Annotated in this window: 17 protein-coding genes; 8 read left to right on the forward strand and 9 right to left on the reverse strand. The window is 72.3% G+C overall.

Annotation, left to right across the window (positions count from 1 at the left end; translation table 11 throughout):
• Window positions 1-32: 32 nt before the first annotated feature.
• Both EAO73_RS29915 and EAO73_RS29920 read right to left on the reverse strand, forming a co-directional pair.
• Entirely contained in the window at window positions 33-1,397 is a 1,365-nt protein-coding gene (locus EAO73_RS29915; RefSeq protein WP_147974658.1) for a phosphomannomutase/phosphoglucomutase, read from the reverse strand.
• Window positions 1,398-1,455: 58 nt separating this feature from the next.
• Window positions 1,456-1,833, reverse strand: a complete 378-nt coding sequence (locus EAO73_RS29920; protein WP_191134282.1) for a DUF3499 domain-containing protein — start codon at window positions 1,831-1,833, stop codon at window positions 1,456-1,458.
• A gap of 321 nt (window positions 1,834-2,154) precedes the next feature.
• Here EAO73_RS29920 and EAO73_RS29925 point away from each other — a divergent pair, with 321 nt between their 5' ends.
• Window positions 2,155-2,583, forward strand: coding sequence for a metallopeptidase family protein (locus tag EAO73_RS29925; RefSeq protein WP_191134320.1), 429 nt, complete (start codon window positions 2,155-2,157; stop codon window positions 2,581-2,583).
• A 66-nt stretch (window positions 2,584-2,649) separates the two neighbouring features.
• On the opposite strand, the gene EAO73_RS29930 is transcribed toward EAO73_RS29925, so the two are convergent.
• From EAO73_RS29930 to EAO73_RS29940, 3 genes are all read right to left on the reverse strand, one after another.
• Complete coding sequence (locus EAO73_RS29930; protein ID WP_147974661.1) at window positions 2,650-4,197, reverse strand: DUF5719 family protein; 1,548 nt, start codon at window positions 4,195-4,197, stop codon at window positions 2,650-2,652.
• Complete coding sequence (locus EAO73_RS29935) at window positions 4,194-8,039, reverse strand: glycosyltransferase (protein WP_147974662.1); 3,846 nt, start codon at window positions 8,037-8,039, stop codon at window positions 4,194-4,196. Before EAO73_RS29935 ends, EAO73_RS29930 begins: the two co-directional genes overlap by 4 nt.
• A 314-nt stretch (window positions 8,040-8,353) precedes the next feature.
• On the reverse strand, window positions 8,354-8,617 hold the full coding sequence (locus tag EAO73_RS29940; RefSeq protein WP_003968728.1) for a WhiB family transcriptional regulator: 264 nt from the start codon (window positions 8,615-8,617) through the stop codon (window positions 8,354-8,356).
• A 708-nt stretch (window positions 8,618-9,325) separates the two neighbouring features.
• Between EAO73_RS29940 and EAO73_RS29945 the strand changes: the two genes are divergently transcribed.
• From EAO73_RS29945 to EAO73_RS29955, 3 genes are read left to right on the forward strand one after another with little or no spacing between them, the layout of a single operon-like run.
• Window positions 9,326-9,859 carry a cysteine dioxygenase gene (locus EAO73_RS29945; RefSeq protein WP_147974663.1) on the forward strand — a complete coding sequence of 178 codons (534 nt, stop codon included), beginning with the start codon at window positions 9,326-9,328 and terminating at the stop codon, window positions 9,857-9,859.
• Between the two features lie 46 nt (window positions 9,860-9,905).
• Window positions 9,906-10,862 (forward strand): 2-phospho-L-lactate transferase, encoded by a 957-nt coding sequence (gene cofD / locus EAO73_RS29950; RefSeq protein ID WP_147974664.1) that lies wholly within the window; start codon window positions 9,906-9,908, stop codon window positions 10,860-10,862.
• Window positions 10,859-12,169: a coenzyme F420-0:L-glutamate ligase gene (locus tag EAO73_RS29955; protein ID WP_147974665.1), complete on the forward strand. Its 1,311-nt coding sequence runs from the start codon at window positions 10,859-10,861 to the stop codon at window positions 12,167-12,169. Before cofD ends, EAO73_RS29955 begins: the two co-directional genes overlap by 4 nt.
• A 127-nt stretch (window positions 12,170-12,296) precedes the next feature.
• Here the strand turns inward: EAO73_RS29955 and EAO73_RS29960 are convergent, their stop codons facing one another.
• The 3 genes from EAO73_RS29960 to EAO73_RS29970 form a co-directional block, all read right to left on the reverse strand.
• Window positions 12,297-13,280, reverse strand: coding sequence for a DNA-3-methyladenine glycosylase family protein (locus EAO73_RS29960; protein WP_147974666.1), 984 nt, complete (start codon window positions 13,278-13,280; stop codon window positions 12,297-12,299).
• A 90-nt stretch (window positions 13,281-13,370) separates the two neighbouring features.
• Entirely contained in the window at window positions 13,371-14,462 is a 1,092-nt protein-coding gene (locus tag EAO73_RS29965; RefSeq protein ID WP_147974667.1) for a nucleotidyltransferase family protein, read from the reverse strand.
• A gap of 128 nt (window positions 14,463-14,590) precedes the next feature.
• Window positions 14,591-15,856: a peptidoglycan recognition protein gene (locus EAO73_RS29970; protein WP_147974668.1), complete on the reverse strand. Its 1,266-nt coding sequence runs from the start codon at window positions 15,854-15,856 to the stop codon at window positions 14,591-14,593.
• 138 nt (window positions 15,857-15,994) lie between these two features.
• Here EAO73_RS29970 and EAO73_RS29975 point away from each other — a divergent pair, with 138 nt between their 5' ends.
• From EAO73_RS29975 to EAO73_RS29990, 4 genes are all read left to right on the forward strand, one after another.
• Entirely contained in the window at window positions 15,995-16,744 is a 750-nt protein-coding gene (locus tag EAO73_RS29975; protein WP_147974669.1) for a TIGR03089 family protein, read from the forward strand.
• A 209-nt stretch (window positions 16,745-16,953) separates the two neighbouring features.
• The gene (locus EAO73_RS29980; RefSeq protein WP_147974670.1) at window positions 16,954-18,300 is read left to right on the forward strand and encodes an LCP family protein; all 1,347 of its coding nucleotides are present in this window, start codon (window positions 16,954-16,956) and stop codon (window positions 18,298-18,300) included.
• 256 nt (window positions 18,301-18,556) lie between these two features.
• Complete coding sequence (locus EAO73_RS29985) at window positions 18,557-20,257, forward strand: LCP family protein (RefSeq protein ID WP_191134283.1); 1,701 nt, start codon at window positions 18,557-18,559, stop codon at window positions 20,255-20,257.
• A 46-nt stretch (window positions 20,258-20,303) separates the two neighbouring features.
• On the forward strand, window positions 20,304-21,956 hold the full coding sequence (locus EAO73_RS29990) for an LCP family protein (RefSeq protein WP_224756520.1): 1,653 nt from the start codon (window positions 20,304-20,306) through the stop codon (window positions 21,954-21,956).
• Window positions 21,957-22,022: 66 nt separating this feature from the next.
• Here the strand turns inward: EAO73_RS29990 and EAO73_RS29995 are convergent, their stop codons facing one another.
• Window positions 22,023-23,054: a glycosyltransferase family 2 protein gene (locus EAO73_RS29995; protein WP_147974672.1), complete on the reverse strand. Its 1,032-nt coding sequence runs from the start codon at window positions 23,052-23,054 to the stop codon at window positions 22,023-22,025.
• Between the last annotated feature and the right edge of the window lie 109 nt (window positions 23,055-23,163).

The following is a 23,163-nucleotide window of genomic DNA, read 5'->3' on the forward strand; positions in this document are numbered from 1 at the left end:
GAAATGGGGTGGGACGGGCCGCAGACTCGCGGCTAGTGCCTGATCAGTGCCAGGACCTCGTCGCGTACCGACCTCATCGTCTCCTCGTCCTTCGCCTCCACGTTCAGGCGGAGCAGCGGTTCCGTGTTCGAGGGGCGGAGGTTGAACCACCAGGTGGGGGTGGTCACCGTGAGGCCGTCCAGGGTGTCCGTGGTGGCGTTCTCGCGGGAGGCGAAGGCGGCCCTGACCTCGGCCGTGCGGGCCGTCTGGTCGTCGACCTCGGAGTTGATCTCGCCGGAGGCGGCATAGCGGTCGTACTGGGCGACCAAGGCGGAGAGCGGGGCGTCCTGGCCGCCGAGCGCGGCGAGGACGTGGAGGGCGGCGAGCATGCCCGTATCGGCGTTCCAGAAGTCGCGGAAGTAGTAGTGGGCCGAGTGCTCGCCGCCGAAGATCGCGCCGTGGGCGGCCATCTCGGCCTTGATGAAGGAGTGGCCGACCCTCGTGCGGACGGGGGTGCCGCCGTGTTCGCGTACGACTTCGGGGACGGATAGGGACGTGATCAGGTTGTGGATGACCGTGCCCCGGCCGCCGTTGCGGGCCAGTTCGCGGGCGGCGACCAGGGCGGTGATCGCCGACGGGGAGATGCCTTCGCCCCGTTCGTCCACCACGAAGCAGCGGTCGGCGTCGCCGTCGAAGGCCAGGCCCAGGTCGGCGCCCTCGGCCACGACGCGGGCCCGGAGGTCGACGATGTTGGCCGGGTCCAGCGGGTTGGCCTCGTGGTTGGGGAAGGTGCCGTCCAGCTCGAAGTACATCGGGACGAGGTCCACGGGCAGCCCGGCGAAGACCGTGGGGACCGTGTGGCCGCCCATGCCGTTGCCCGCGTCCACGACCACCTTCAGCGGGCGGATCCCCGTCAGGTCCACCAGGGAGAGCAGGTGGGCGGCGTAGTCCGTGAGGGTGTCGCGTTCGGTGACCGTGCCCGGCGTCGCGACCGGCTCGGGGGCGCCCTTCTCGGACCACTCCTCGACCAGCGTGCGGATCTCGGCCAGGCCCGTGTCCTGGCCCACCGGCGCCGCGCCCGCCCGGCACATCTTGATGCCGTTGTACCGCGCCGGGTTGTGCGACGCGGTGAACATCGCGCCGGGCAGGTCGAGCGCCCCGGACGCGTAGTAGAGCTGGTCCGTCGAGCAGAGGCCGATCATCGTGACGTCCGCGCCCCGCCCCGCCGCGCCCCGTGCGAACGCCCCGGACAGGGTGGGCGACGTGGGGCGCATGTCGTGGCCGATGACGATCGCTTCCGCGCCGGTCACCTCGGTGAACGCCGCCCCGAAGAGTTCGGCCAGCCCTTCGTCCCACTGATCGGGCACGACTCCGCGCACGTCGTACGCCTTCACGAGCTGCGACAGGTCTGCGGTCACGGGCCGGTCCTCCAGGGGTTTCTTCGGACCGCCAAACTACCCGGCGGCCGGCGGCCCCTCAGGAGTCGGGTGAGCGCAGGACACGGAGGTGACCCCGGCGGGCGACCTCCATCGGGTCCGCGGCGCGCGGGCCGCTGCCCCGGGTGCCGTCGCCACGCTCCTGCGGACGCGCGGCCTCCCGTACGGCGTTGGCCAGCGCCTCCAGGTCGTCGCCGCTGGGGCGACTGGGCGCGGAGGGGTCGGAGAGGCGGACGACCTCCCAGCCCCGTGGCGCGGTCAGCCGCTCACTGTGCTCGGCACAGAGGTCGTAGCAGTGGGGCTCGGCGTAGGTGGCGAGCGGGCCGAGGACCGCAGTCGAGTCGGCATAGACGTACGTCAGTGTCGCGACGGCAGGGCGGCCGCACGCGGTGCGCGAACAGCGACGTACAGGGCTCACGATGTTGGACGGTACCGCACTCTTGAGCGGGCTGCGACGACTCTCCCCCGGCTCACCCCTCCGTGTCGCCCTGTGACCTGTGGCACAGGACCCCCCGGATCAACTCCCCTGACCTGCGCGGGAGGAGAGGGCGAGGGTCTTGACGGCAATGATTCCGGTCACCGCTGTGCAGCGAACCTTTCACAAGGCGCGCGTTCGGCGGTCGGGAGCGGGGCCGGAAACGGGCTCTCGTATGGCCGGATTGTTCAAGAGCGGACAGGGCTCTTCGCGCCCGCTCGGCCTCCGGCCGGACGGGCCCCGGAGCGTTAGGCTGCCTCGGTGATGGACAGTTCCGTACCGCCCCGCCCGTCCGAGCCGCGTCCGCGGCGCCGCGACCGACACGGCCGCGGTATGCGCGGGCCCGTCGCCCCGCCGCAGGTGCCGTTGTCGACGAGCCGGGCGGACAGCTTCCGCGATCTCGTCCAGGACTCCGTCGAGCGGCTGGAGCGGCGCTGGCCCCAGCTGGCCGAGGTCGACTTCGTCGTCCTGGAGGTGCCGGAGACCGCGGAGGAGACCGTTCCGCTGGGCAACGCGGTCTCGGCGGAGAAGGGCCGGCCCGCCCAGATCTCCGTCTACCGGCGGCCGGTCGAGCTCCGGACCAAGAGCCGTGACGAGCGGGCCCTGCTCATCCACGAGATCGTCGTCGAGCAGGTGGCGGAGCTGCTGGGCCTGGCCCCCGAGTCCGTCGACCCCCGCTACGGGCAGGAGTAGGCCGGCCGGGGCCCGTCCCCTCGGCCGTCTCGCCCGTCCCGGTCTCCTCCGGCCGTCTCGCTCGTCTCAGTCGTCGAGCACCGACAGGTCCTGGCGGGCCGCCGGGACCTCGACCGTGCCCCGGTCGTCGGGCAGGGTCTGCACCGTGAACATCTGGATGCCGTCGACCGTCACCGTGAGCGTGCGGGCGGCGTGCACCGGGCCGCCCGACTGGGGCTCGACCGTCAGCGCGTAGGTGCCCTTGAGGCCCTTCGGCACGGGCGGGGTGACCGCGGTCGTCGTGCCCGCCGCGACCTTGTACGTCTTGCTGACCGCCGTGCCGCCCCCGCTGCCCGCGGACGCGGTGACCTTGACGGTGCCGGCGGCTCCGGGCGCGGCGAGCGAGAGGACCGATCCCTTGGACCGGTTGTCGGCGACCGTCGCGCGGGCGGCCACCGGGCCGGTCGCCGGGATGTAGGCGACCTCCTGCTTGTCGCCCTTGCCCCGGACCACCCGCAGGGCGGCGACCACGGGGGTCGCCCTGCTCTTCTCGGAGGGCACCAGCATCAGCGAGCCGGGCTCGCCGCGAGTGACGTCCTTCAGGTCGATTCCGGCCGTCATGTTCGACTTGACGTGCAGTTCCTCGTGGCCGGCCGGGGTGATCGCGCCGGACTTGCCGAGCAGCTTCAGCTGGAGGTCGGCGTCGTCGTCGCCGGGGGCGAAGGCCACCAGGCGCACCGAGGTCGCGTCCGCCGGGATGCCGGGCAGCACGAGGGTGCCCGCAGGTTCGGCTGAGGGGGCGATCCAGTCGCTGCCGTTCGTCTCGTCCGCCGCTCGGACGGCCGCACCGACCCGGCCCGTACGGGTGGTGACGTGGACGGTCACGTCGTCGACGGCCTTGCTCGTGAGCGTCGAGATCAGGACACGTACGCCGGAGCCCGCCGGGACCGTGATGCCCTCGCCCACGTCGGACTTGAGCGTGCCGTCCGGGCCGTACAGCTCGATGTCGGCGACGGCGGCGGTGTCGTCCGGGTTGGTGAGGTGGACGTAGTCCTCGCGGGACTTGGCGGTGCTGGCCGCCGGGAACCAGAAGTCGGTGTCGGGGGCGGTGCAGCTGATGCCGAGCAGGCCGCGTCCGTCACCCGCCTCGATGGTGGTGGTCTGCTGGGCGGTCCAGCCGGGTGCGAGACGGCCCGTGGCGGTGCCGACGAGCGCGGGCGAGTCCGCGCCCGACGCCTCGCCGGTGGCGGGCTTGCCGGGCTCCTTGAGGGAGACGACCGGCTTGTCCTTGTCGGCCTCCTTGCCCTTCTTGCTCTTCCCCTTGTCCTTCTTGTCCTTGTCGTCCTTGTCGTCGGACTTCGCCTCGTCCTTCGCGGACGACAGGAGTTCGGCCGTGCCGGCCGCCGCCGAACCGCCGCTCGTGTTCGGCGGTGTGTAGGCCGTGTACGCCGTCTCCGAGAGGTCGGAGAGGCCGGGCGCCGGGCAGAGCAGGCTGGTGCGTTCGACGGGCAGCCGCGCGGCCGTCCTCGCCTCGGCCGGGCCACTGCCGTCCGGTACTTCGAGCGCGGCGAACCCGGTGACGGCGGCCAGGGCGACCGCCCCGGCGATGAGGGACAGGCTGCTGGTGGACTTCACTCGGACTCGCCTCGCGCGGTCGGCCACGGGTTCTGGCCCGGGGCGGGGTTCTCGGGGTTCTGCGGGTCGTACGGGCGCTGCTCGCCGTACTGCCCGGCCTCGGGGTCGTACCCGTTCGGGTCGTACGGGGGCGGGTCGTACGACGGCGGGCTGTACGGGCCCGCGTACTGGCCGTCCTGGTACTGCGGATAGGCGGGGTCCTGGTACTGGCCCTGGTCGTTCGCGCCGTACTCGCCCTGCTGCTGGGGATAGCCGTACGGGTCGTAGCCGCCGGCGACCGGCTGCTGCCCGTCCGCGTACTGGCCGTCCTGGTACTGCGGGTAGCCGGTGTCCTGGTACTGGCCCTGCCCGCCGTCCCACTCGCCGTACTGCTGCTGCGGTACGAAGACGTCCTCGGTATCCGGGTTCGCCGGGTTCTCCGGGGCGCCTTCGGGGGCCGGGCCGGTTTCCGGGCCCTGCTGGGCGGGCACGTACGCCGGCTGCTCGCCGGTCTGTCCGTACGCCGGCAGCTCGCCCGTCTCCGGTGCCTCCTGGGCGCCCTCCGCACCCTCCGCGCCCTGCTCGGCGGCCTCGCTCTCGGCCAGTGCGGCCGCGCGCAGCCTGCGGGCCCTGCGGCCCTCACCGGCGACGGGTTCGGCGGCGACGGCCTCGGCCTCCTCGGGCAGGTCGTCGTCGATCTCCCGGCGGCGGCCCGGGAGGGCCATGACCACCAGGACGACGGCGAGCGCGACCTGCGCCCAGATCCACACGGTGTGGGTGAAGGGGGCCTCGTAGGTGAGATCCAGGGTGCCGCCCTCGGCGGGGAGTTCGAAGCCCTGGGCCCAGCCGTCGACCGTCTTGGGGGTCAGCGCGCGGCCGTTGAGCGTGGCCTGCCAGCCGGGGTCGGCGGCGTCGGCGATCCGCAGCACCCGGCCGCTGCCGCCCGCGGGGACCTCGGTGTGCGCCTCGACCGCCCGGGAGCCCACGGGAAGCGGCTCGTCGCCGGCGGCGGACGGGATGATCATGACCCGGGCGACCTGCCGGTCCACTCGCCACAGGGCGCTGCCGTCCAGCTGGCTGAGCCGGCTCAGGCCCGGGGTCGCGTCGAGCACCCGGCTCATCTGCTTGGGGGCCCCGTCGCGCACCAGGACGTACCGGATCGCGAAGCCGCTGAGCTGGCTGCCCTGGTCGGCGCCGGAGCCGGCGACCAGGTTGGCGACGACCTTGTCGAGGTGGCTGTTGCCGCCCTGGGCCTCGGCCAGTTCCGCGTCGCCGAGCCGGGCGCCCGACCCGCGTACGAGGGTGTAGTCGACGGAGGTGGTCGAGGTGCCGCCCAGGACCAGGGTGCGCGGCTGGTCGCGGGTGCCGCTCTCCTCCGCGACGAACGCGGGCACCTGGACCGGGTCGCGGCGCTCCAGCGGGCCCGCCGCGCCGCCGAGCATCCAGCCGGCGGCGGCGAGCACGGGGGCCAGCCCCGCCGCGACGGCGATGAGGGCCGCGACCGGCTGGCGCCAGCCGAAGCTGAGTTCGGCGACGCGGATGCGGGCGCCGTCCGCACCGACGAGCGCGGCGGCGATGAGCGCGGCGCCGTAGACCAGGGTGGCGGGGCCCGCCCAGCCCGAGCCGTTGGCGAGCCCGGCGAACGCCAGGGAGACCAGTGCGGCCACCCAGGCGGTGCGGACGGCGAACTGCCGCTCCCCGCGCAGCAGGGCGGCGAGCGCCGCGAGGACGATGCCGAGGAGCAGGACGCCGCCGGCCGCCTTCGGCCCGCCGGGGCTGATGCCGAGCAGGTCCAGCGCGGAGGCGGAGCCCGTACCGGTCTCCATCCCCGCTTCCTTCAGGAACGCGGACGGGCTGCTCAGCAGCGAGAGCGACCAGGGCGCGAGGACGAGGAGCGGGGTGCCGACGGCGGCGAGGAAGCGGAGCCCGTAGGCCGTGATGTCGTCGCGGCGCAGCACCAGCACGCCGAGGCCGAGGACCACGGCGAGCGGCCACACGATCGGTGTGAACGCCATCGCGAGGGTGAGGAGCAGGGTGTACGCCCAGGTGGCGCGCCAGCTGCCGCGGGCGTTGCCGGCGGCCCGCATGCCGTGCGCGGAGACGGCCGTGCGGGCGATCAGCGGCAGCAGGACGGCCAGGACGGCGGTGCCCAGCCGGCCGGTCGCCAGGGCTCCGGTCGCGGCGGGCAGGAAGGCGTACGCGATGCTCGCCCAGGCGCGCAGCAGCCGTGAGGGCAGCAGCGGGCGGGAGACGAAGTACGCGGCGAGCCCGGCGAGCGGCACCGAGCAGACGAGCAGCAGGGTGAGCGCGAAGCCGGTGGAGCCGAGGAAGAGCGCGGACAGGGCCGAGATCACGGCGAGGTAGGGCGGGGCGGTCTGGGTGCCGCCGGTGCCGACGGCGTGCCAGCCGTCCGCGTACCTGCCCCAGAGGTCGGAGACGTCGCCGGGCGCGGGCAGCAGGGCGCCGCCGGCCAGCGCGCCGCCGCCGATGAGGCCGCGGCAGGCGACGAGGGAGACCAGGAGCAGCACGGCGAAGAGCACCGGGCCCGGTTTGCGGCCGACCTTCTTCAGCCGGGCGAACTGGTCGATCTCCAGGTAGTCGGCGTCGTCGCCGCCCGGTCCGGACTCGACGGCGCCGTGCCGGGAGCCGGAGTCGGCGTCGGAGCCGCCGCCGAAGTTCCCGGCGACCTGTTCGACGGTCGCGCGGACGGTGGCGCCGGGTGCGGGGAAGAGGCCGCGCAGTTCGGCGGCGTCGGCGGCGCCCTTTCCGCGGGCGCGCCGTGCGGCCAGGATGCGGCCGGGGCGCAGCAGGGTGCTCAGGAGTCCGGTGACCTCGTCGAGCGCCTGGCCCGGGACCTTGCCGACGAGGTAGGCGAGCGTCCGCAGCAGAGTGCCGAGCACCAGTCTCAGCATCACCCAGGGCAGCCGCTTGCCCGCGGCGTTGACGAGCATGGTGTAGACGGCGCCCGCCTTGTCCACGCGGTGCGGGCTGGCGACGTTGCGGCCGGCGCAGTCGATGGGACGGCGTTCCCGCGCGGAGGCCTCGGCATGCCGCAGGACGGCGTCGGGGGCGACGAGGACCCGGTGTCCCGCCATGTGGGCGCGCCAGCACAGGTCGACGTCGTCGCGCATCAGCGGGAGCCTGCGGTCGAAGCCACCGAGCTCCTCCCAGACGTCGCGGCGGATGAGCATGCCTGCGGTGGAGACGGACAGGACGGTGCGGACCTGGTCGTGCTGGCCCTGGTCCTGCTCGCGGCGGTCGAGGCCGGTCCAGCGGCGTCCGCTGTTGGCGATGGAGACGCCGACTTCGAGGAGCTGGCGGCGGTCGTACCAGCCGCGCAGCTTGGGGCCGACGATCGCGGCGTGCCGGTCGTTGTCGACGACGCGCAGCATCTCGGCGAGTGCGTCGGGCGCGGGCGCACAGTCGTCGTGGAGCAGCCAGAGCCACTGCACCGGCTCGCCGTGCGGCAGCTCGGGCATCTCGTACGCCTCGTCGTGCCAGGTCCGGGTGACCGGGTCCCAGCCGCTGGGCCGCTTCAGGTAGGGCAGGTCGTCCGGGGTGAGGACGCCGGCCGTCCGGCTCGCCTCGTCGACGGCGGTGCCGAAGCTCGTACGGCGCGCGAGGTGCAGGACCCGGTCGGCGCCGAGCGCCTCGGTGACCAGCCGCGCGGAGTCGTCGGCGCTGCCGGTGTCGGCGGCGACGACGTTCTGCACGGGGCGTTCCTGGCCGAGCAGCCCGGCGAGCGCGTCGGGCAGCCAGCGTGCGCCGTCGTGGGAGACGAGCACGGCGGTGACGACATGCCGGGGGAACTCTGGGGCGGCGGCGGCCGCGTACGGCGCCGTTGATTGGCTGTGCACGGACATCGAGGTACGGGCCCTCCGGCCGGGTCGGGGGGAGGTCCCCCCGGGGGCTGCATCGGTGTACACGCGCGCCCTGTCGGGTCGTTGGCGCGTCTCGGACGGGGCCCCACACTAACGGTACGGATAACCCGGGGTGTGCGGAGCGGTTGACCGAGGGTGTGGAGGGGTACGGGCGCGGCGCGAATTTGAGCCGGGTCCGGCATGACGGTGCCGCCGGCCGGGTACGGCGACGGCCCGCCGCCTGCGGAGGCAGGCTGCGGGCCATGGGTGCGCGGCGGTGCGCGGTGGGTCGGGGGCAGTCGGCCGGGTCGGCCCGGTCAGATCGCCGCCTTCTTCAGGCGCCGGCGCTCACGCTCGGAGAGACCGCCCCAGATACCGAACCGCTCGTCGTTGGAGAGGGCGTACTCCAGGCACTCGGACCGGACTTCGCAGGCGAGACAGACCTTCTTCGCCTCGCGGGTCGATCCGCCCTTCTCGGGGAAGAAGGACTCGGGATCGGTCTGGGCGCACAGTGCGCGCTCCTGCCAGCCGAGCTCCTCGTCCGCGTCCTCGACCAGCAGTTGCTGGAACAGCTCGGTCATCTGCGCCCCTCGTCCGTCTCTTGCGTCCCGTGATACGGCCGTTACCGAATCGGCCGAACGACACGGGTGAAATTACAAGCGTGTAGCTCTGGCTGGTCAAGCCCAGATCTGCTATTGGCCTCGGTATTCACCCTGCGGCACCAACCGTATGCGTTAAGTGTTCAAATCACCAAAAACCTGACATATGCCATGGGCTCTCCCGCGCCCTCGCCCGCCATGGAGAGAAACCCCCACGAGCTCGGACACGTTGCGATTCGATCACTGAAGCGACCAAGATCACATTCGGGTCACGGCGCCGCACCCGTGTTTATCGGCACGGCTGTTGCGCCACCTGTCCCCGTCGGCGACCGCTAAAACCTTTCTCCTCACGGAGTAACCGGATGAGGTGAAACATTGCCGCCAAACCGGGCATTGGGTTGACAGTGGGCGGTTCTCCGGTTCTCCTTGATGGCATGCCAGTGACCTCAGCGACGCACGCCACCCACGCCCGTGGGTTCCGTAGCGCTGTCCAGGCTCGCTGTTGCTGTTCCAGCTGTCTCAGCTGTTGATAGCGCCGACGCCGTCGTAGCCCCCGCTCCGGCTCGGCCCCGCTCGTCCCGGACCTCCCCCACGTGGCCCCTCCGGCCTCGCGGCCACCGGCCCCCGGTTCTCGTGACGAGTCCCTCGCACCCCACGCCGTACTCGCACCCGCCGAGGAACCACCGCCCCATGAACAGCAGCGACAGCGACCTCCAGATCGCCGGCGACCTCCTGGAGGTCCCGCACCTCCTTCGCCCCGCCCGCGAACACCCCGTCACCGTGGCCGAGTTCGTCGGCCTCGCCCGCGCCATCGCCGCCGAGCGCGACCTGTGGGAACCGCTCGTCCAGTACGACGCCACCAGCCGCTGGTACCACCGCCTGCGCACAGTTCCCCAAGGTCTCGGCTCCGCTCGACCAGGGGAGACCCCACTCGGCTACGAGGTCTGGCTGCTGAGCTGGGTGCCCGGACAGGGCAGCGGGCTGCACGACCACGGCCCGTCCTCCGGTGTGCTGACCGTGCTCGACGGCGAGCTGACCGAGCGCACGGACCGGGGGAAGCGGACGCTGGGCGCCGGGGCGCAGCGCGTCTTCGCCCCCGGCTACGTCCACGAGGTCGTCAACGACTCCCTCGAACCGGCCGTGAGCCTGCACATCTACTACCCGGGCCTCACCGACATGCCGATGCACGCCGCGCAGTGCGCCCCGGCGGTCGCCACAGCCTGAACAGCCCCCGTGCCCGAACCCAACAGCTCCTGACAAACTGTTTCGCATGCGCATTGTGGTTCTGGCCGGCGGTATCGGTGGTGCTCGGTTTCTGCGTGGCCTCAAGGAGGCCGCGCCCGACGCGGACATCACGGTCATCGGCAACACCGGTGACGACATCCATCTGTTCGGGCTCAAGGTCTGCCCCGACCTCGACACCGTGATGTACACCCTCGGCGGTGGCATCAACGAGGAGCAGGGCTGGGGCCGGGCCGACGAGACCTTCCACGTCAAGGGCGAGCTCGCCGCGTACGGCGTGGGCCCCGAGTGGTTCGGGCTCGGAGACCGCGACTTCGCCACGCACATCGTCCGTACGCAGATGCTCGGCGCGGGCTACCCGCTGAGCGCCGTCACCGAGGCGCTCTGTGCGCGCTGGAAGCCGGGTGTGCGGCTGCTGCCCATGTCCGACGACCGCGTCGAGACGCATGTGGCGATCGACGAGGGCGGCGAGAGCCGGGCCGTGCACTTCCAGGAGTACTGGGTGAAGCTGCGGGCCTCCGTACCGGCGCGGGCGATCGTGCCCGTCGGCGCGGAGCAGGCCAAGCCGGCGCCCGGCGTCCTGGAGGCGATCGGCGAGGCCGACGTCATCCTCTTCCCGCCGTCCAACCCGGTCGTCTCCGTCGGGACCATCCTCGCCGTGCCCGGCATCCGCGAGGCCATCGCCGAGGCCGGGGTGCCGGTCGTCGGCCTCTCCCCCATCGTCGGTGACGCGCCGGTACGCGGGATGGCCGACAAGGTCCTCGCGGCGGTGGGCGTCGAGTCGACGGCCGCCGCGGTCGCCGAGCACTACGGTTCCGGGCTGCTCGACGGCTGGCTCGTCGACACCGTGGACGCCGGCGCGGTCGAGCGGGTGGAGTCGGCGGGCATCCGCTGCCGGGCCGTGCCGCTGATGATGACCGACGTCGCCGCCACCGCCGAGATGGCCCGGCAGGCGCTGGCCCTCGCCGGGGAGGTCCACGCGTGAGCGCCGGCGACGCCCCCTCCTACCGGGTGTGGGCCCTGCCCGGCATGCCCGAGGTGCGGGCCGGGGACGACCTCGCGAAGCTCATCGCGGCCACCGAGCCGGGACTCGCCGACGGCGACGTCCTGCTCGTCACCTCGAAGATCGTCTCCAAGGCGGAGGGCCGGATCGTCGAGGCCACCGACCGGGAGGCGGCGATCGACGCCGAGACGGTACGGGTGGTGGCCCGGCGCGGTCCGCTGCGGATCGTCGAGAACCGGCAGGGCCTGGTCATGGCCGCCGCCGGCGTCGACGCGTCGAACACCCCCGCCGGCACGGTCCTGCTCCTCCCCGAGGACCCCGACGCCTCCGCCCGGACCATCCGGGAGGGGCTGCGGGCGGCCCTCGGCGTCGAGGTCGGCGTCCTGGTCACGGACACCTTCGGCCGGCCCTGGCGCAACGGGCTCACCGATGTCGCGATCGGCGCGGCCGGGGTGCGGGTGCTGGACGACCTGCGGGGCGGGCAGGACGCGTACGGCAATCCGCTCAGCGCGACCGTGGTCGCCACCGCCGACGAGCTGGCCGCCGCGGGTGACCTGGTCAAGGGCAAGGCGGACGGGCTGCCCGTCGCGGTCGTGCGCGGCCTCGGGCACGTCGTGGACGCGGCCGACGAGCAGGGCGCCCGCGCGATGGTGCGGGTCGCGGCCGACGACATGTTCCGGCTGGGGACCTCCGAGGCGGTACGGGAGGCGGTGACCCAGCGGCGTACGGTGCGCGAGTTCACCGACGAGCCGGTGGACCCGGGGGCGGTACGGCGTGCGGTCGCCGCCGCGGTGACCGCGCCGGCGCCGCACCACACGACGCCGTGGCGGTTCGTCCTGCTGGAGTCGGCGGAGTCGCGGACCCGGCTGCTCGACGCGATGCGGGACGCGTGGATCGCGGATCTGCGGCGCGACGGCAAGAGCGAGGAATCGATCGCGAAGCGGGTGCGGCGGGGCGATGTGCTGCGCCGGGCGCCGTATCTGGTGGTGCCGTGCATGGTGATGGACGGTTCGCACACGTACGGCGACGAGCGGCGGGACGGCGCGGAGCGCGAGATGTTCGTGGTCGCGGCGGGGGCGGGCATCCAGAACTTCCTGGTGGCGCTGGCCGGGGAGCGGCTGGGCTCTGCGTGGGTGTCCTCGACGATGTTCTGCCGGGATGTGGTGCGGCAGGTTCTGGGGCTGCCGTCGTCCTGGGACCCGCTGGGGGCGGTTGCGGTGGGGCACGCGGTTTCGGCCCCCGGGCCGCGGGTGGGGCGGTCCGCGGAGGACTTCGTCGTCGTGCGGTAGGCGCCTTTGGCGCCGTGTTCCGGGGTCCTGGCTCCGTGTGACCTGAGCCCCGACGGGCCGTTCGGGGCTCTGCCCCGGGCCCCGGTCCTCAATCGCCGGACGGGCTAGATTTTGGCCCGGCCCGGCGTCACAGCTGTGCGATGTCCCTCGGCTGGAAGCGTGGTGCCCTGCGGGGTGGTGTCGCGCCCGAGAGCAGGATGAGGCGGGTCGCCCGGTGGCGTTGGCCCTCGTACGGGGTCAGGAGGGCGAGCATTTCCTCGTCGTCCGCGTTGCGGTTGCCCGCCAGGGCGTGGCCGACGATGCCGGGGAGGTGGAAGTCCCCGACCGTCACCGCGTCCGGCGCACCGTTGGAGCGTTGCAGGGTCTCCGCCGCCGTCCAGGGGCCGATGCCCGGGATCGCCCGGAGGCGGGTCAGCGCGTCGGGGAGGTCCATGGTGGCCGCCTCCTCCATGCGCCGGGCCACCCGCACCGCGCGCAGGATCGTCGCCGAGCGCTTGCTGTCGACGCCCGCGCGGTGCCAGTCCCAGGACGGGATCAGCGACCAGGTGCGGGCGTCCGGCATGACGTAGAGGCCGTACTCCTGCGGACCCGGCGCGGGCTCCCCGTACTGACGGACCAGGAGACGCCAGGCGCGGTACGCCTCGTCCGTCGTGACCTTCTGCTCCAGGACCGACGGGATCAGCGACTCCAGGACCAGGCCCGTGCGCAGCAGCCGCAGTCCGGGGCGGCGGTGCTGGGTCTGGGCGAGGAGGCGGTGGCGCGGGGTGAAGGCGGCCGGGTCGTCACCCTCGCCGAGCAGCGTGGGCAGCTGGTCCAGCAGCCAGGACGCGCCGGGCCCCCAGGCCGATGCCTCGATCCGGCCGTCGCGGGCGACGACGTGGAGCGTGCCGGGGCCCTCGGGGGTGCGGCTGGCCCGGCGCACGGAGCCGTCGGCGACCATCCGGAACGTGGGGTCGGCGGGGCCCCTGCGCAGGGGGCCGAGGACGAGCCGCAGGTCGAGCGGGCCCGGCGGGGTCCAGACGCGGGTCTGCGCCGCCGGTACGGGTGTGGCCGCCGCCTGGTGCGGGACGGGCGCGCGCCGGGCGTTGCGGGGAGCGAAGCGTCCTGCCACGGATGAGGTCCTCGGTCGTCGGGTCTGCCTGTCGAGGGTACGGCTGTTTTCGGCCATCCGGTCCGCGTACGGGCCGGGCGGCCGGTCCGCTCACTCGTCCGAGGAGAACCGCACCGAGGCGTCCGGCAGACGCGCCCCGCACCAGATCCGCACGCCGTCGCGCAGCTCGTTGTCGGCACCCACCTCGGCGCCGTCGCCGACGACCGCGCCGGCCAGGACCGTACGGCTGCCGATCCTGGCGCGCTCGCCGACCAGGGAGTCCGTGATCACCGCGCCGGGTTCGACGACAGCGCCCGCGAGCACGGCGGAGCCGTCGATCCGGGCGCCCGCGCCGATGACCGCGCCGTCGCCGATGACCGTGCCGCCGGAGAGCTTGGCGTCGGAGGCGACGGAGGCGGTCGGCAGGACGAGGCGGTCGCCGCAGCGGCCCGGCACCGCCGGGGACGGGGCGCGGCCGAGCACCAGGTCGGCGGAGCCCCGGACGAAGGCCTGCGGAGTGCCGAGATCCAGCCAGTACGTGGAGTCGACCATGCCCTGGAGGTGGGCGCCCTCGGCGAGGAGACCGGGGAAGGTCTCGCGCTCGACGGAGACGGGGCGGCCGGCCGGGATGGTGTCGATGACCGAGCGGCGGAAGATGTACGCGCCGGCGTTGATCTGGTCGGTGACGATCTCCTCGGGCGTCTGCGGCTTCTCCAGGAAGGCGGTGACGCGGCCGGTGTCGTCGGTGGGCACGAGGCCGAAGGCGCGCGGGTCCTCGACCCGGGTCAGATGGAGGGAGACATCGGCGCCGGAGTCGGCGTGCGAGGTGACCAGGGCCCGGATGTCGAGGCCGGTGAGGATGTCGCCGTTGAAGATGAGGACCGGTTCGTCCGGGCCGGAGGCGAGGCGGTGGGCGACGTTGCGGATGGCTCCGCCGGTGCCGAGCGGTTCGCGTTCGGTGACGTACTCGATGTGCAGGCCCAGCGAGGAGCCGTCACCGAAGTAGGGCTCGAAGACCTCGGCGAGGTACGAGGTGGCGAGGACGATGTGCTCGACCCCGGCGGCCCTGGCACGCGCCAGCTGGTGCGTGAGGAAGGGGACGCCCGCCGCCGGAACCATGGGTTTGGGCGTGTGCACCGTGAGCGGGCGCAGCCGGGTTCCCTTCCCGCCGACCAGGAGGATCGCTTCTTTTGCCTCTGTCACAGCACTGTCTTCGCTTCCTGCTGGGGCCAGGCGTCCCGAGCCCAGCGGGGATGGGACAGCAGCTTCTTCGGCTGGCCAGTGTATGCAGAGCCCGGGGACGGTCCTCGGCCAGCGCTCCTCCGCAGGCGTCAGCGCCCCTGCAGACGAGCCGACGTGGTCCGCGCGGTCCCGAGCTGCTTGTAGAGACGCGCTCCCGGGCAATCGGTTGCGAATCCGTCGCGGTGGCCGGAGATGACGTTCAGTCCGACCCTTTTGCCCCTCTTGTACTTGTCACCGCCGCCCGAGACCAGCGTCACCCTGCCCTTTGGATCGGCGCCGGACAGGCCGAGCTTCCAGGCGGTGAGCCGGGAGACGGCAGTGACGGCCGCGGCGGGCGGATCGGAGCTGCGGAACGTGCCGAGGACGGCGATGCCCATGGTGTCGGTGTTGAAGCCGAAGGTGTGGGCGCCCATGACCGGCTTGGTCACACCGCCCGCCCGGCCCTCGTAGATGTTTCCGCACCTGTCGACCAGGAAGTTGTAGCCGAGGTCGCGCCATCCGTTGCTTCTGACGTGGAAGCGGTAGATGCCCCGGATCACCGAGGGCGCCTGGGAGCAGCTGTAGTTGTTGCCGGTGGCGCTGTGGTGCACGAAGGCCGCCTTCACCGTCCTCGTGTACGCGAAACCCTTCTCGCGCAGCTTCTCGTCGGCGCCCCAGCCCTTGCGGGTGATGATCCGCGGGCGCGGCCCGATGTACGGCTTCGCGGCGGGCGCGAGCCCTGCGGCGGCCTCGGTTTCGGTCCGGTCCAGGGCGGGAAGCACGGCGGACGCCTGCCCCGCCGTACGGTCCGCGCCGGCCGGGGCCGTCCCCTCCCGCGGGTCCTGGCCCGGGTCGACGAGTTCGAGGTGCAGCCCGGTGGGCAGCGATACGGGGAGGGCGTCCCGGGATTCGGGGGCCTCCGGGCGGACCCGGACCTCGACGCCGTCGGACGCGCCGACCCAGAGCGGGGCGGTGGAGCCCTTGACGGCGCCCGCAGCGCGTTCGGCGGAGCCGGGGTCGGGGGCGTGTTCGGCGTTGTGCGTCTCCAGGTCCTGCCAGCCGGACCAGTGGTGGGTGCCGGCGGCGCGGGTGCGGACCCGGGCGGTGCCGCGGAGTTCGGCGTCCTCGTCGTCCCAGACGACGCCGACCATGGAGAACGGGCGGACCTCACGCCCGGTCAGCCCCCGTTCCCCGGTGGGTGCGCCGGTGGCGCGGGCTGCGGGCGACAGCGGGTCCAGCGGCAGTGACTGCGTCGATCCGGGCAGGTCGTTCTCGTGGGCGGGGGCGTCGGGGGCGGCGCCCGCGGGCGCGGCGAGAGGCAGGACGAGGGCTGCCGTACAGGTGACACCGATGGCGGATGCAAGGAAGGCACGCATACATATGATCCTTGGCATACCGGGACAACTCCGGCCACCCGGATGGTCCCGCGTCGCTGACGGACCGTCTGCCGAATCGGTGTACGCGGCAACGGTCGGGCCCGTCGCCGTCCGGCACGGCCGCGTACGCTTCCGGGCATGAACGCCAGCGACCGTACCCCCGCCGACCTGCTGCGTTCCGCGCTCGCCGCGGACCCGGCCCGCCCCCTCGTCACCTTCTACGACGACGCCACCGGTGAGCGCGTCGAACTGTCGGTGGCCACCTTCGCCAATTGGGTGGCCAAGACCGCCAATCTGCTCCAGGGCGACCTGGCCGCCGAGCCCGGTGACCGGCTGGCGCTGCTGCTGCCCGCGCACTGGCAGTCCGCGGTGTGGCTGCTGGCCTGCGCCTCGGTGGGGGTGGTGGCCGAGGTGCAGGGCGACCCGGCCGGCGCCGATCTCGTCGTCTCCGGCCCGGACACGCTGGACGCGGCGCGGGCCTGCCGGGGTGAGCGGATCGCCCTGGCACTGCGCCCGTTGGGCGGGCGGTTCCCGCAGGCACCCGAGGGCTTCGCGGACTACGCGGTGGAGGTGCCGGGCCAGGGCGACCGGTTCGCACCGTTCGCCCCGGTGGACCCGGACGGGCCGGCGCTGATGGTGGGCGGGGCCGCGTTCACGGCGGCCGAGCTGGTGGCGCGGGCCCGCGAGGACGGGGCCGCGCTGGGCCTGGGCGCCGGTTCGCGGCTGCTGTCGGGGCGTTCGTACGACACCTGGGACGGGCTCGTCGCCGGGCTCTACGCACCCCTGGCGACCGGGGGTTCCGTGGTCCTGTGCCGCCATCTCGACCGGCTGGGCGCGGACGCGCTGGCGCAGCGGGTGGAGAGCGAGCGGGTCACGCTGACGGTGTGACAGGGGGCGGTCCGCGTACCCGGTACGACAAGCGGTCCGAGGCCCACCCGTCCGGCCCATCGTGGGCCGAGCCCTCCGCGTCGGCGCTCAACTCCGGTACATGATCTGCCGTACAGACCAGCCGAGGCACAACCAAGCGTGAGGTTCAGCCGTCTACTTCTGCGACCGGCGGCCCAGCGCGCCGCCGAACGTGAAGGATGGACGCAGACGTGACCGAAAGCGCCGGCACTCCGGGCGACCCCGACGACTCGGCAGCGGGCGAGGACCGGACGCCGGACGCGCCGCCGGACGCGGGGGACGACGTACCGCCGCCCGGCGAGGACGACGCGCCCTCCGAAAAGACCGGCCCCGGCGGCGAGACCCGCAGCGGGTCCGGCCGAGGCCCCGGCCCGAAGACGGAGGGCGGCGGCGCGGCCGTCGACATCACCGTCAAGCGGAAGCGGCACTGGCTGCGCTGGACCGCGCTCGGGCTCTCGTTCCTCGTGCTCGTCGCGGCGGGCGTCGGCTGGTGGCTGTACAAGAAGCTCGACGGCAACATCCGGACGGACACCTCGGCGGCGGCCGAGCTGAAGGCGTACGAGAAGGAGCGGCCGGTCTCCGTCGTCCACGACGCGGAGAACATCCTGCTCATCGGCTCGGACAGCCGGGCCGGCGACAACCGCAAGTACGGCCGCGACGACGGCGGCTCCCAGCGCTCGGACACGACGATCCTGCTGCACCTGGCGGCGAACCGTAAGAGCGCCACCGCCATGTCGATCCCGCGCGACCTGATGGTGAACATCCCGGTCTGCCACAAAGAGGACAAGACGGCCACGAGGGCCCAGTTCGCACAGTTCAACTGGGCCTTCGAGATGGGCGGGACCGCCTGCACCATCCGGACCGTGGAGAAGATGACGGGCATCCGCATCGACCACCACATGGTCATCGACTTCAACGGCTTCAAGGACATGGTCAACGCGGTGCACGGGGTCGAGATCTGCCTCAAGGAGCCGGTCGACGACAAGGACGCCCACCTCAAGCTCGGGGCGGGCCGCCACAAGCTCAACGGCGAGCAGGCGCTCGGCTACGTACGGGCCCGCAAGTCGCTCGGCAACGGCAGCGACACCGACCGCATGGACCGCCAGCAGCAGTTCCTGGGCGCACTGGTCAACAAGGTGCAGAGCAACGGCGTCCTGCTCAACCCGACCCGGCTCTACCCGGTGCTGGACGCGGCCACCAAGGCGCTCACCACCGACCCGGGCCTCGACAGCCTGAAGGACCTGTACGACCTGGTGCGGGGTATGCGGGACGTACCCACCGACAAGGTCCAGTTCCTGACCGTCCCCCGGCAGCCGTACCACCTGAACCGGAACCGGGACGAACTGGTGCAGCCCGACGCGGACAAGCTGTTCAAGCAGTTGCGCGACGACAAGCCGGTCGCCGTGGTGCCCGCCGACGAGCTCGGGAACGACGACAAGAACGACGACAGCAACCCGGACGCCGCCGACGCGTCGGGGCCGTCTCCCACACCCACGTATTCGGGGAACAATGCCGCGACCGACCTGTGCAAGCAGTAAAGCAATGACCAAACAGACACCAACATTCGGCGTGCAATGGGAAGAATGCCCGGTTGTAAAGGCCGTGGAATGCATCACGCGCGTCGCTGGACGCCGAATGGGACGGATAGTGTGACGCGATCCGGTGCTTCCGGCCGTCCGGCCGCGCACTTCTGGAGAGCAAGACTGAGCGCCTTTTCGGGGGAGGCGCCTCGCGTGGCACCGACGGAGGACTCGAGCAACCGTGGATGCGCAAAGCCGTGGGCGGGCGGAAGACATGAATGATCCCGCAGACCAGTGGGTTCTGAACCCGGACACCGGCGATTACGAACTGCGACTGAACCACTCCGGAGGGAATTCCCCCCGGTCCTCGGTCCCCCCGGCGCAGCGCGGCCCTTCGGAGTTCGCCGACCGGCGTCCGCCCTGGCGCGGCACCGAGGTGCCGCGCCAGGGCGGACGCCGGTCGGCGAACCCCCCGCGCGGCCAGGAGCGCCCCGCCCCGGGCGAGGCCGGCCCCGGCCGCCGCAAGCGCAAGGCGCCCAAGTCGCGCCGCAAGAAGGCGCTGTTGTGGACGGGCGGCACGATGGCGTTCGTGCTCGTCGGCCTCTCGGCCGGCGGCTACTGGCTGTACCAGCGCCTCAACGGCAACATCAACACGGTGGACACCGGCGACGTCGGCAACAAGAACGTCGTCACCGCCAACGCGCCCATCAACATATTGATCATCGGCACGGACAAGCGGACCGGTAAGGGCAACGAGGGCTACGGCGACAAGGGCAGCGTCGGCCACGCGGACACGAACATCCTGTTCCACGTCTCCGAGGACCGCACCAACGCCACGGCGATGAGCATCCCGCGCGACCTCATCACCGACATCCCGGAGTGCACCGCCAAGCAGGAGGACGGCTCCGAGAAGACCATCCCGGGCACGGAGCACGTCCGGTTCAACCGGAGCCTCGGCGAGAGCGGCCGCAACCCGGGCTGCACGATGAAGACGGTCGAGGAGCTGACCGGCGTGAAGATCGACCACTTCATGATGGTCGACTTCAACGCGGTGAAGACCCTCTCCACGGCGGTCGGCGGGGTCAACATCTGCCTCGACCACGCCATCAACGACCCGAAGTCCCACCTCAACCTCCCGGCGGGGCCGAACAAGGTCAGCGGCGAGGACGCGCTGGCGTTCGTACGGACGCGGCACGCCTACTCCAACGAGAGCGACCTCGACCGGATCAAGGGCCAGCAGCAGTTCATGGGCTCGATGATCAAGCAGGCCAAGTCGGACGAAACGCTGACCAGCCCGACCAAGCTGTTCAAGGTGGCGGACGCGGCGACCAAGGCGCTGACCGTCGACAAGCCGATCGGCGACGTGAAGAAGCTCAGCGCGCTCGCCAAGGAGATCACCAAGACGGACACGAAGAACATCACGTTCGTCACGATGCCGGTGATAGACAACCCCGAGGAGCCGAAGCCCGTCACGGTCGTCCCGCACCCGACGCAGGCGGAGCAGCTGTTCTCGATGCTGCGCGACGACACCTCGCTGACCGAGGTGGCCGCGCAGAAGAAGAAGGCCAAGAGCAAGCAGGACGCGCTCCTCAAGGGAACCAAGGCGGCCGCGGCCGACGTCCGGGTCGATGTGTACAACGGTGGAGACGTCTCCGGCGGTGCTCAGCAGACGGTCACCTGGCTGCAGAACACCAAGGGCGTCCTGAAGTCCACGAACAAGGCCAACGCACCGGAGAAGATCGCCAAGACGACTCTGGAGTACGCCCCGAACCAGGCGGACCAGGCCCGCGCCCTCGCCGAGATGATGGGGCTGCCCGGGTCCGCGATGAAGCCGGGCACGACCGATGCCGAAGGGCTTCAGGCGATGGTGCTGACGCTGGGCAAGGACTTCCAGGCGGCCGGGACGCCGATCACGGCGCCGAAGAAGATCGACATTCCGAAGTCCAGCGCCGAGTCGGCGGGGTGCTCCAAGTGACGCCACGTCACCGCGCCATACGAGTCTGATCAACAGGGGGGTCCTGGTGGGACGGAGCAGCACGTCTGGGGAGGGGACGCGGCGTCGGGCCCCGCACACCCGCGCCGAGGGGAACGGCGGCGGTACGGCCACCGCCGCCCCGGACCAGGACGGGGAGCGCGACTCGGGCAGCGGGCACCGCGCCGGGCGACGCGGCGGACGCCGAAAACCCAAGAAGAAGCACCGCGTACTGCGCTGGACAGCCATCACGCTGGCCTTCCTCATACTCGGGACCGGCGCGGCCGGTTATCTCTGGTACCAGCACCTGAACAGCAACCTTCGCAAGGGCGAGCGCAGCGCCGGCAACAGCGGGGCGAAGAAGACCGCCCCGAACGCACAGGGCGAGACCCCGCTGAACCTGCTGCTGATCGGCTCGGACAGCCGCAACAGCAAGGAGAACCTGAAGCTCGGCGGCTCGCGGGAGAGCGTCGGTGCGGAGCCGCTCGCCGATGTGCAGATGCTGCTGCATGTGTCGGCCGACCGGAAGAACGCCTCGGTCGTGAGCATTCCCCGGGACACCCGCGTGGACATTCCCGCGTGCAAGAACCCGGACACGGGCAAGACGTACCCGGCCGCCAACGACCTCATCAACGTCTCGCTGCGCGGCGGGGCCGGCTGCACCCTGGACACCTGGGAGAAGCTCACCGGGGTCTACATCGACCACTGGATGATGGTCGACTTCGCCGGGGTGGTGGCCATGGCGGATGCCGTCGGCGGCGCCGAGGTATGTGTGAAGCAGGACCTCTACGACCTGCCCAAGCCCAAGGTTCCCGGCGGTTCGTTCCTGCGGATGAAGGCGGGCACGCACAAGATCCAGGGCGAGACGGCGCTCAAGTGGCTGCGTACCCGGCACGCCTTCGGCAGCGACATCGGCCGCTCCAAGGCGCAGCACATGTACCTGAACGCGGTGCTGCGCGAGCTGAAGAGCCAGAACGCCTTCACGGACACGGGCAGGCTGATGAACCTCGCCGAGACCGGGACCAAGTCGCTCCAGGTCTCGGAGGAGATCGGGACGGTCAAGAAGCTGTTCGACCTCGGCATGCAGCTGAAGAACGTGCCGCTGGACAAGATGAACATGCTGACGATGCCGCGCATCACGGACCCGGAGGACGACAACCACGTCCTGCCGAAGCCCGGCTCCGCCGACAAGCTGTGGGCGCTGCTCCGCGAGGACCAGTCGCTGGACGCGAAGGACCGGGCGAAGGAGAAGAAGAAGGCCGCCCAGGGTCCGAAGGCCGGCGCCCCCGCGTCGCTCGGGATCACCGTCGTCAACGGCACGGGTGCCGACGGTCAGCCACCCGCCGGGGGCCGCGCCGCCGCCGTCCGCGACCTGCTGAAGTCCAAGGGCTTCACCGAGGCGGACACCACCACCGAGCCCGGTTCGGCGCTGACGACCGAGGTGTCGTACCCGCGCAGCGCCGGGGCCCAGGGCAGGTCGGACGCGCTGTCCGTGGCCAAGGCGCTGGGGCTGCCGACGAGCGTCGTCAAGGACACCCCGGACGGGGCCGGGCTCACGCTCACGGTCGGCTCCGACTGGCGTACGGGCTCCGAGGCGCCGAAGACGGTCGACGACGACAGCGATCCGTTGGAGGGCACCGAGGCGGTCAACGGCGCCAAGACGGACTGCATGGACGTCTACTGGCCGTACCGCACGCCGTAGAGGCCCCGCGTACGCGAGAGGGGGCGCCCGGTCCGGCCGGGCGCCCCCTCTCGTCGTCTGCGCCGGTCAGGCCACCGGGGCGCCCGGCTCGGCGATGGCCGGGCGGCGGCTCGCGATGACCTTCTTCGCGAGGGAGCGCGGGCTCGTCAGGAAGCCGTAGCCCCAGGACATGTGCATGGTCGCCAGCGCGACCGGGATCTGCGCGCGGGCCTTCAGCGACAGGCCCTTGCCCGCCGGGAGGGAGCCCGCGACGATCGCCGCGAGGTAGCCGCCGGGGACGATCAGGGCCCACGGGGTGACGGCCGCGCCCACCACAAGGCCGGCCGCGATGGCGACGACGGCGGTCGGGGGTGCCAGGTAGCGCAGGTTGATGGAGCCGGAGTGGTAGCGGGCGACGACGTGGCGCCAGCGGCCGTAGTCCTTGTACTGCTTGGCGAGCGCCCGCACGGAGGGGCGCGGGCGGTACTGGACGCGCAGCTCGGGCGAGAACCAGATCAGCCCGCCGGCCTCGCGGATGCGGAAGTTCAGCTCCCAGTCCTGGGCGCGGATGAACTCCACGTTGTACCCGTCGGCCTTCTCCAGCGCCTCCCGGCGGAAGACGCCCAGGTAGACGGTCTCGGCCGGGCCCGCCTGGCCGCCGGTGTGGAAGGCCGCGTTGCCGACGCCGATCTTCGACGTCATGGCCGCGGCGACGGCGTCCTCCCAGGCGTTCTCGCCCTCGGCGTGCATGATGCCGCCGACGTTCTGCGCGCCCGTCTCCTCCAGGAGCCGGACCGCGGTCGCGATGTAGTTCGGCGAGAGCATGCCGTGGCCGTCGACGCGTACGACGATGGGGTGGCGCGACGCCTTGATCGCCGCGTTGAGGGCGGCGGGGGTACGGCCGGTGGGGTTCGGCACCGTGTGGACCCGGGGGTCCTCCGCGACCAGCTCGGCGGCGATCTCGTCCGTACGGTCCGTGGACGGGCCGAGCGCGATCACGACCTCCATCTCGCCCGCGTACTCCTGCTCCAGGATGTGGCGGACGGAATTGCGGAGATGGCGCTCCTCGTCGAGCACCGGCATGATCACGGAGACGGCGGGAGGCTGCGCGGCAGACATGTGGTCCTCGGGGTCCTCGGGGGCGCCGGGGGCTCGTACCCCTCCCGGCAGCGGTATTCGGCCGCCACGTTACCGCGAATGGGGGACAGCGGTGCGCGCCGCCGGGTGA

This window comes from Streptomyces sp. col6 (genome assembly GCF_008042035.1).
Taxonomy (GTDB): domain Bacteria; phylum Actinomycetota; class Actinomycetes; order Streptomycetales; family Streptomycetaceae; genus Streptomyces.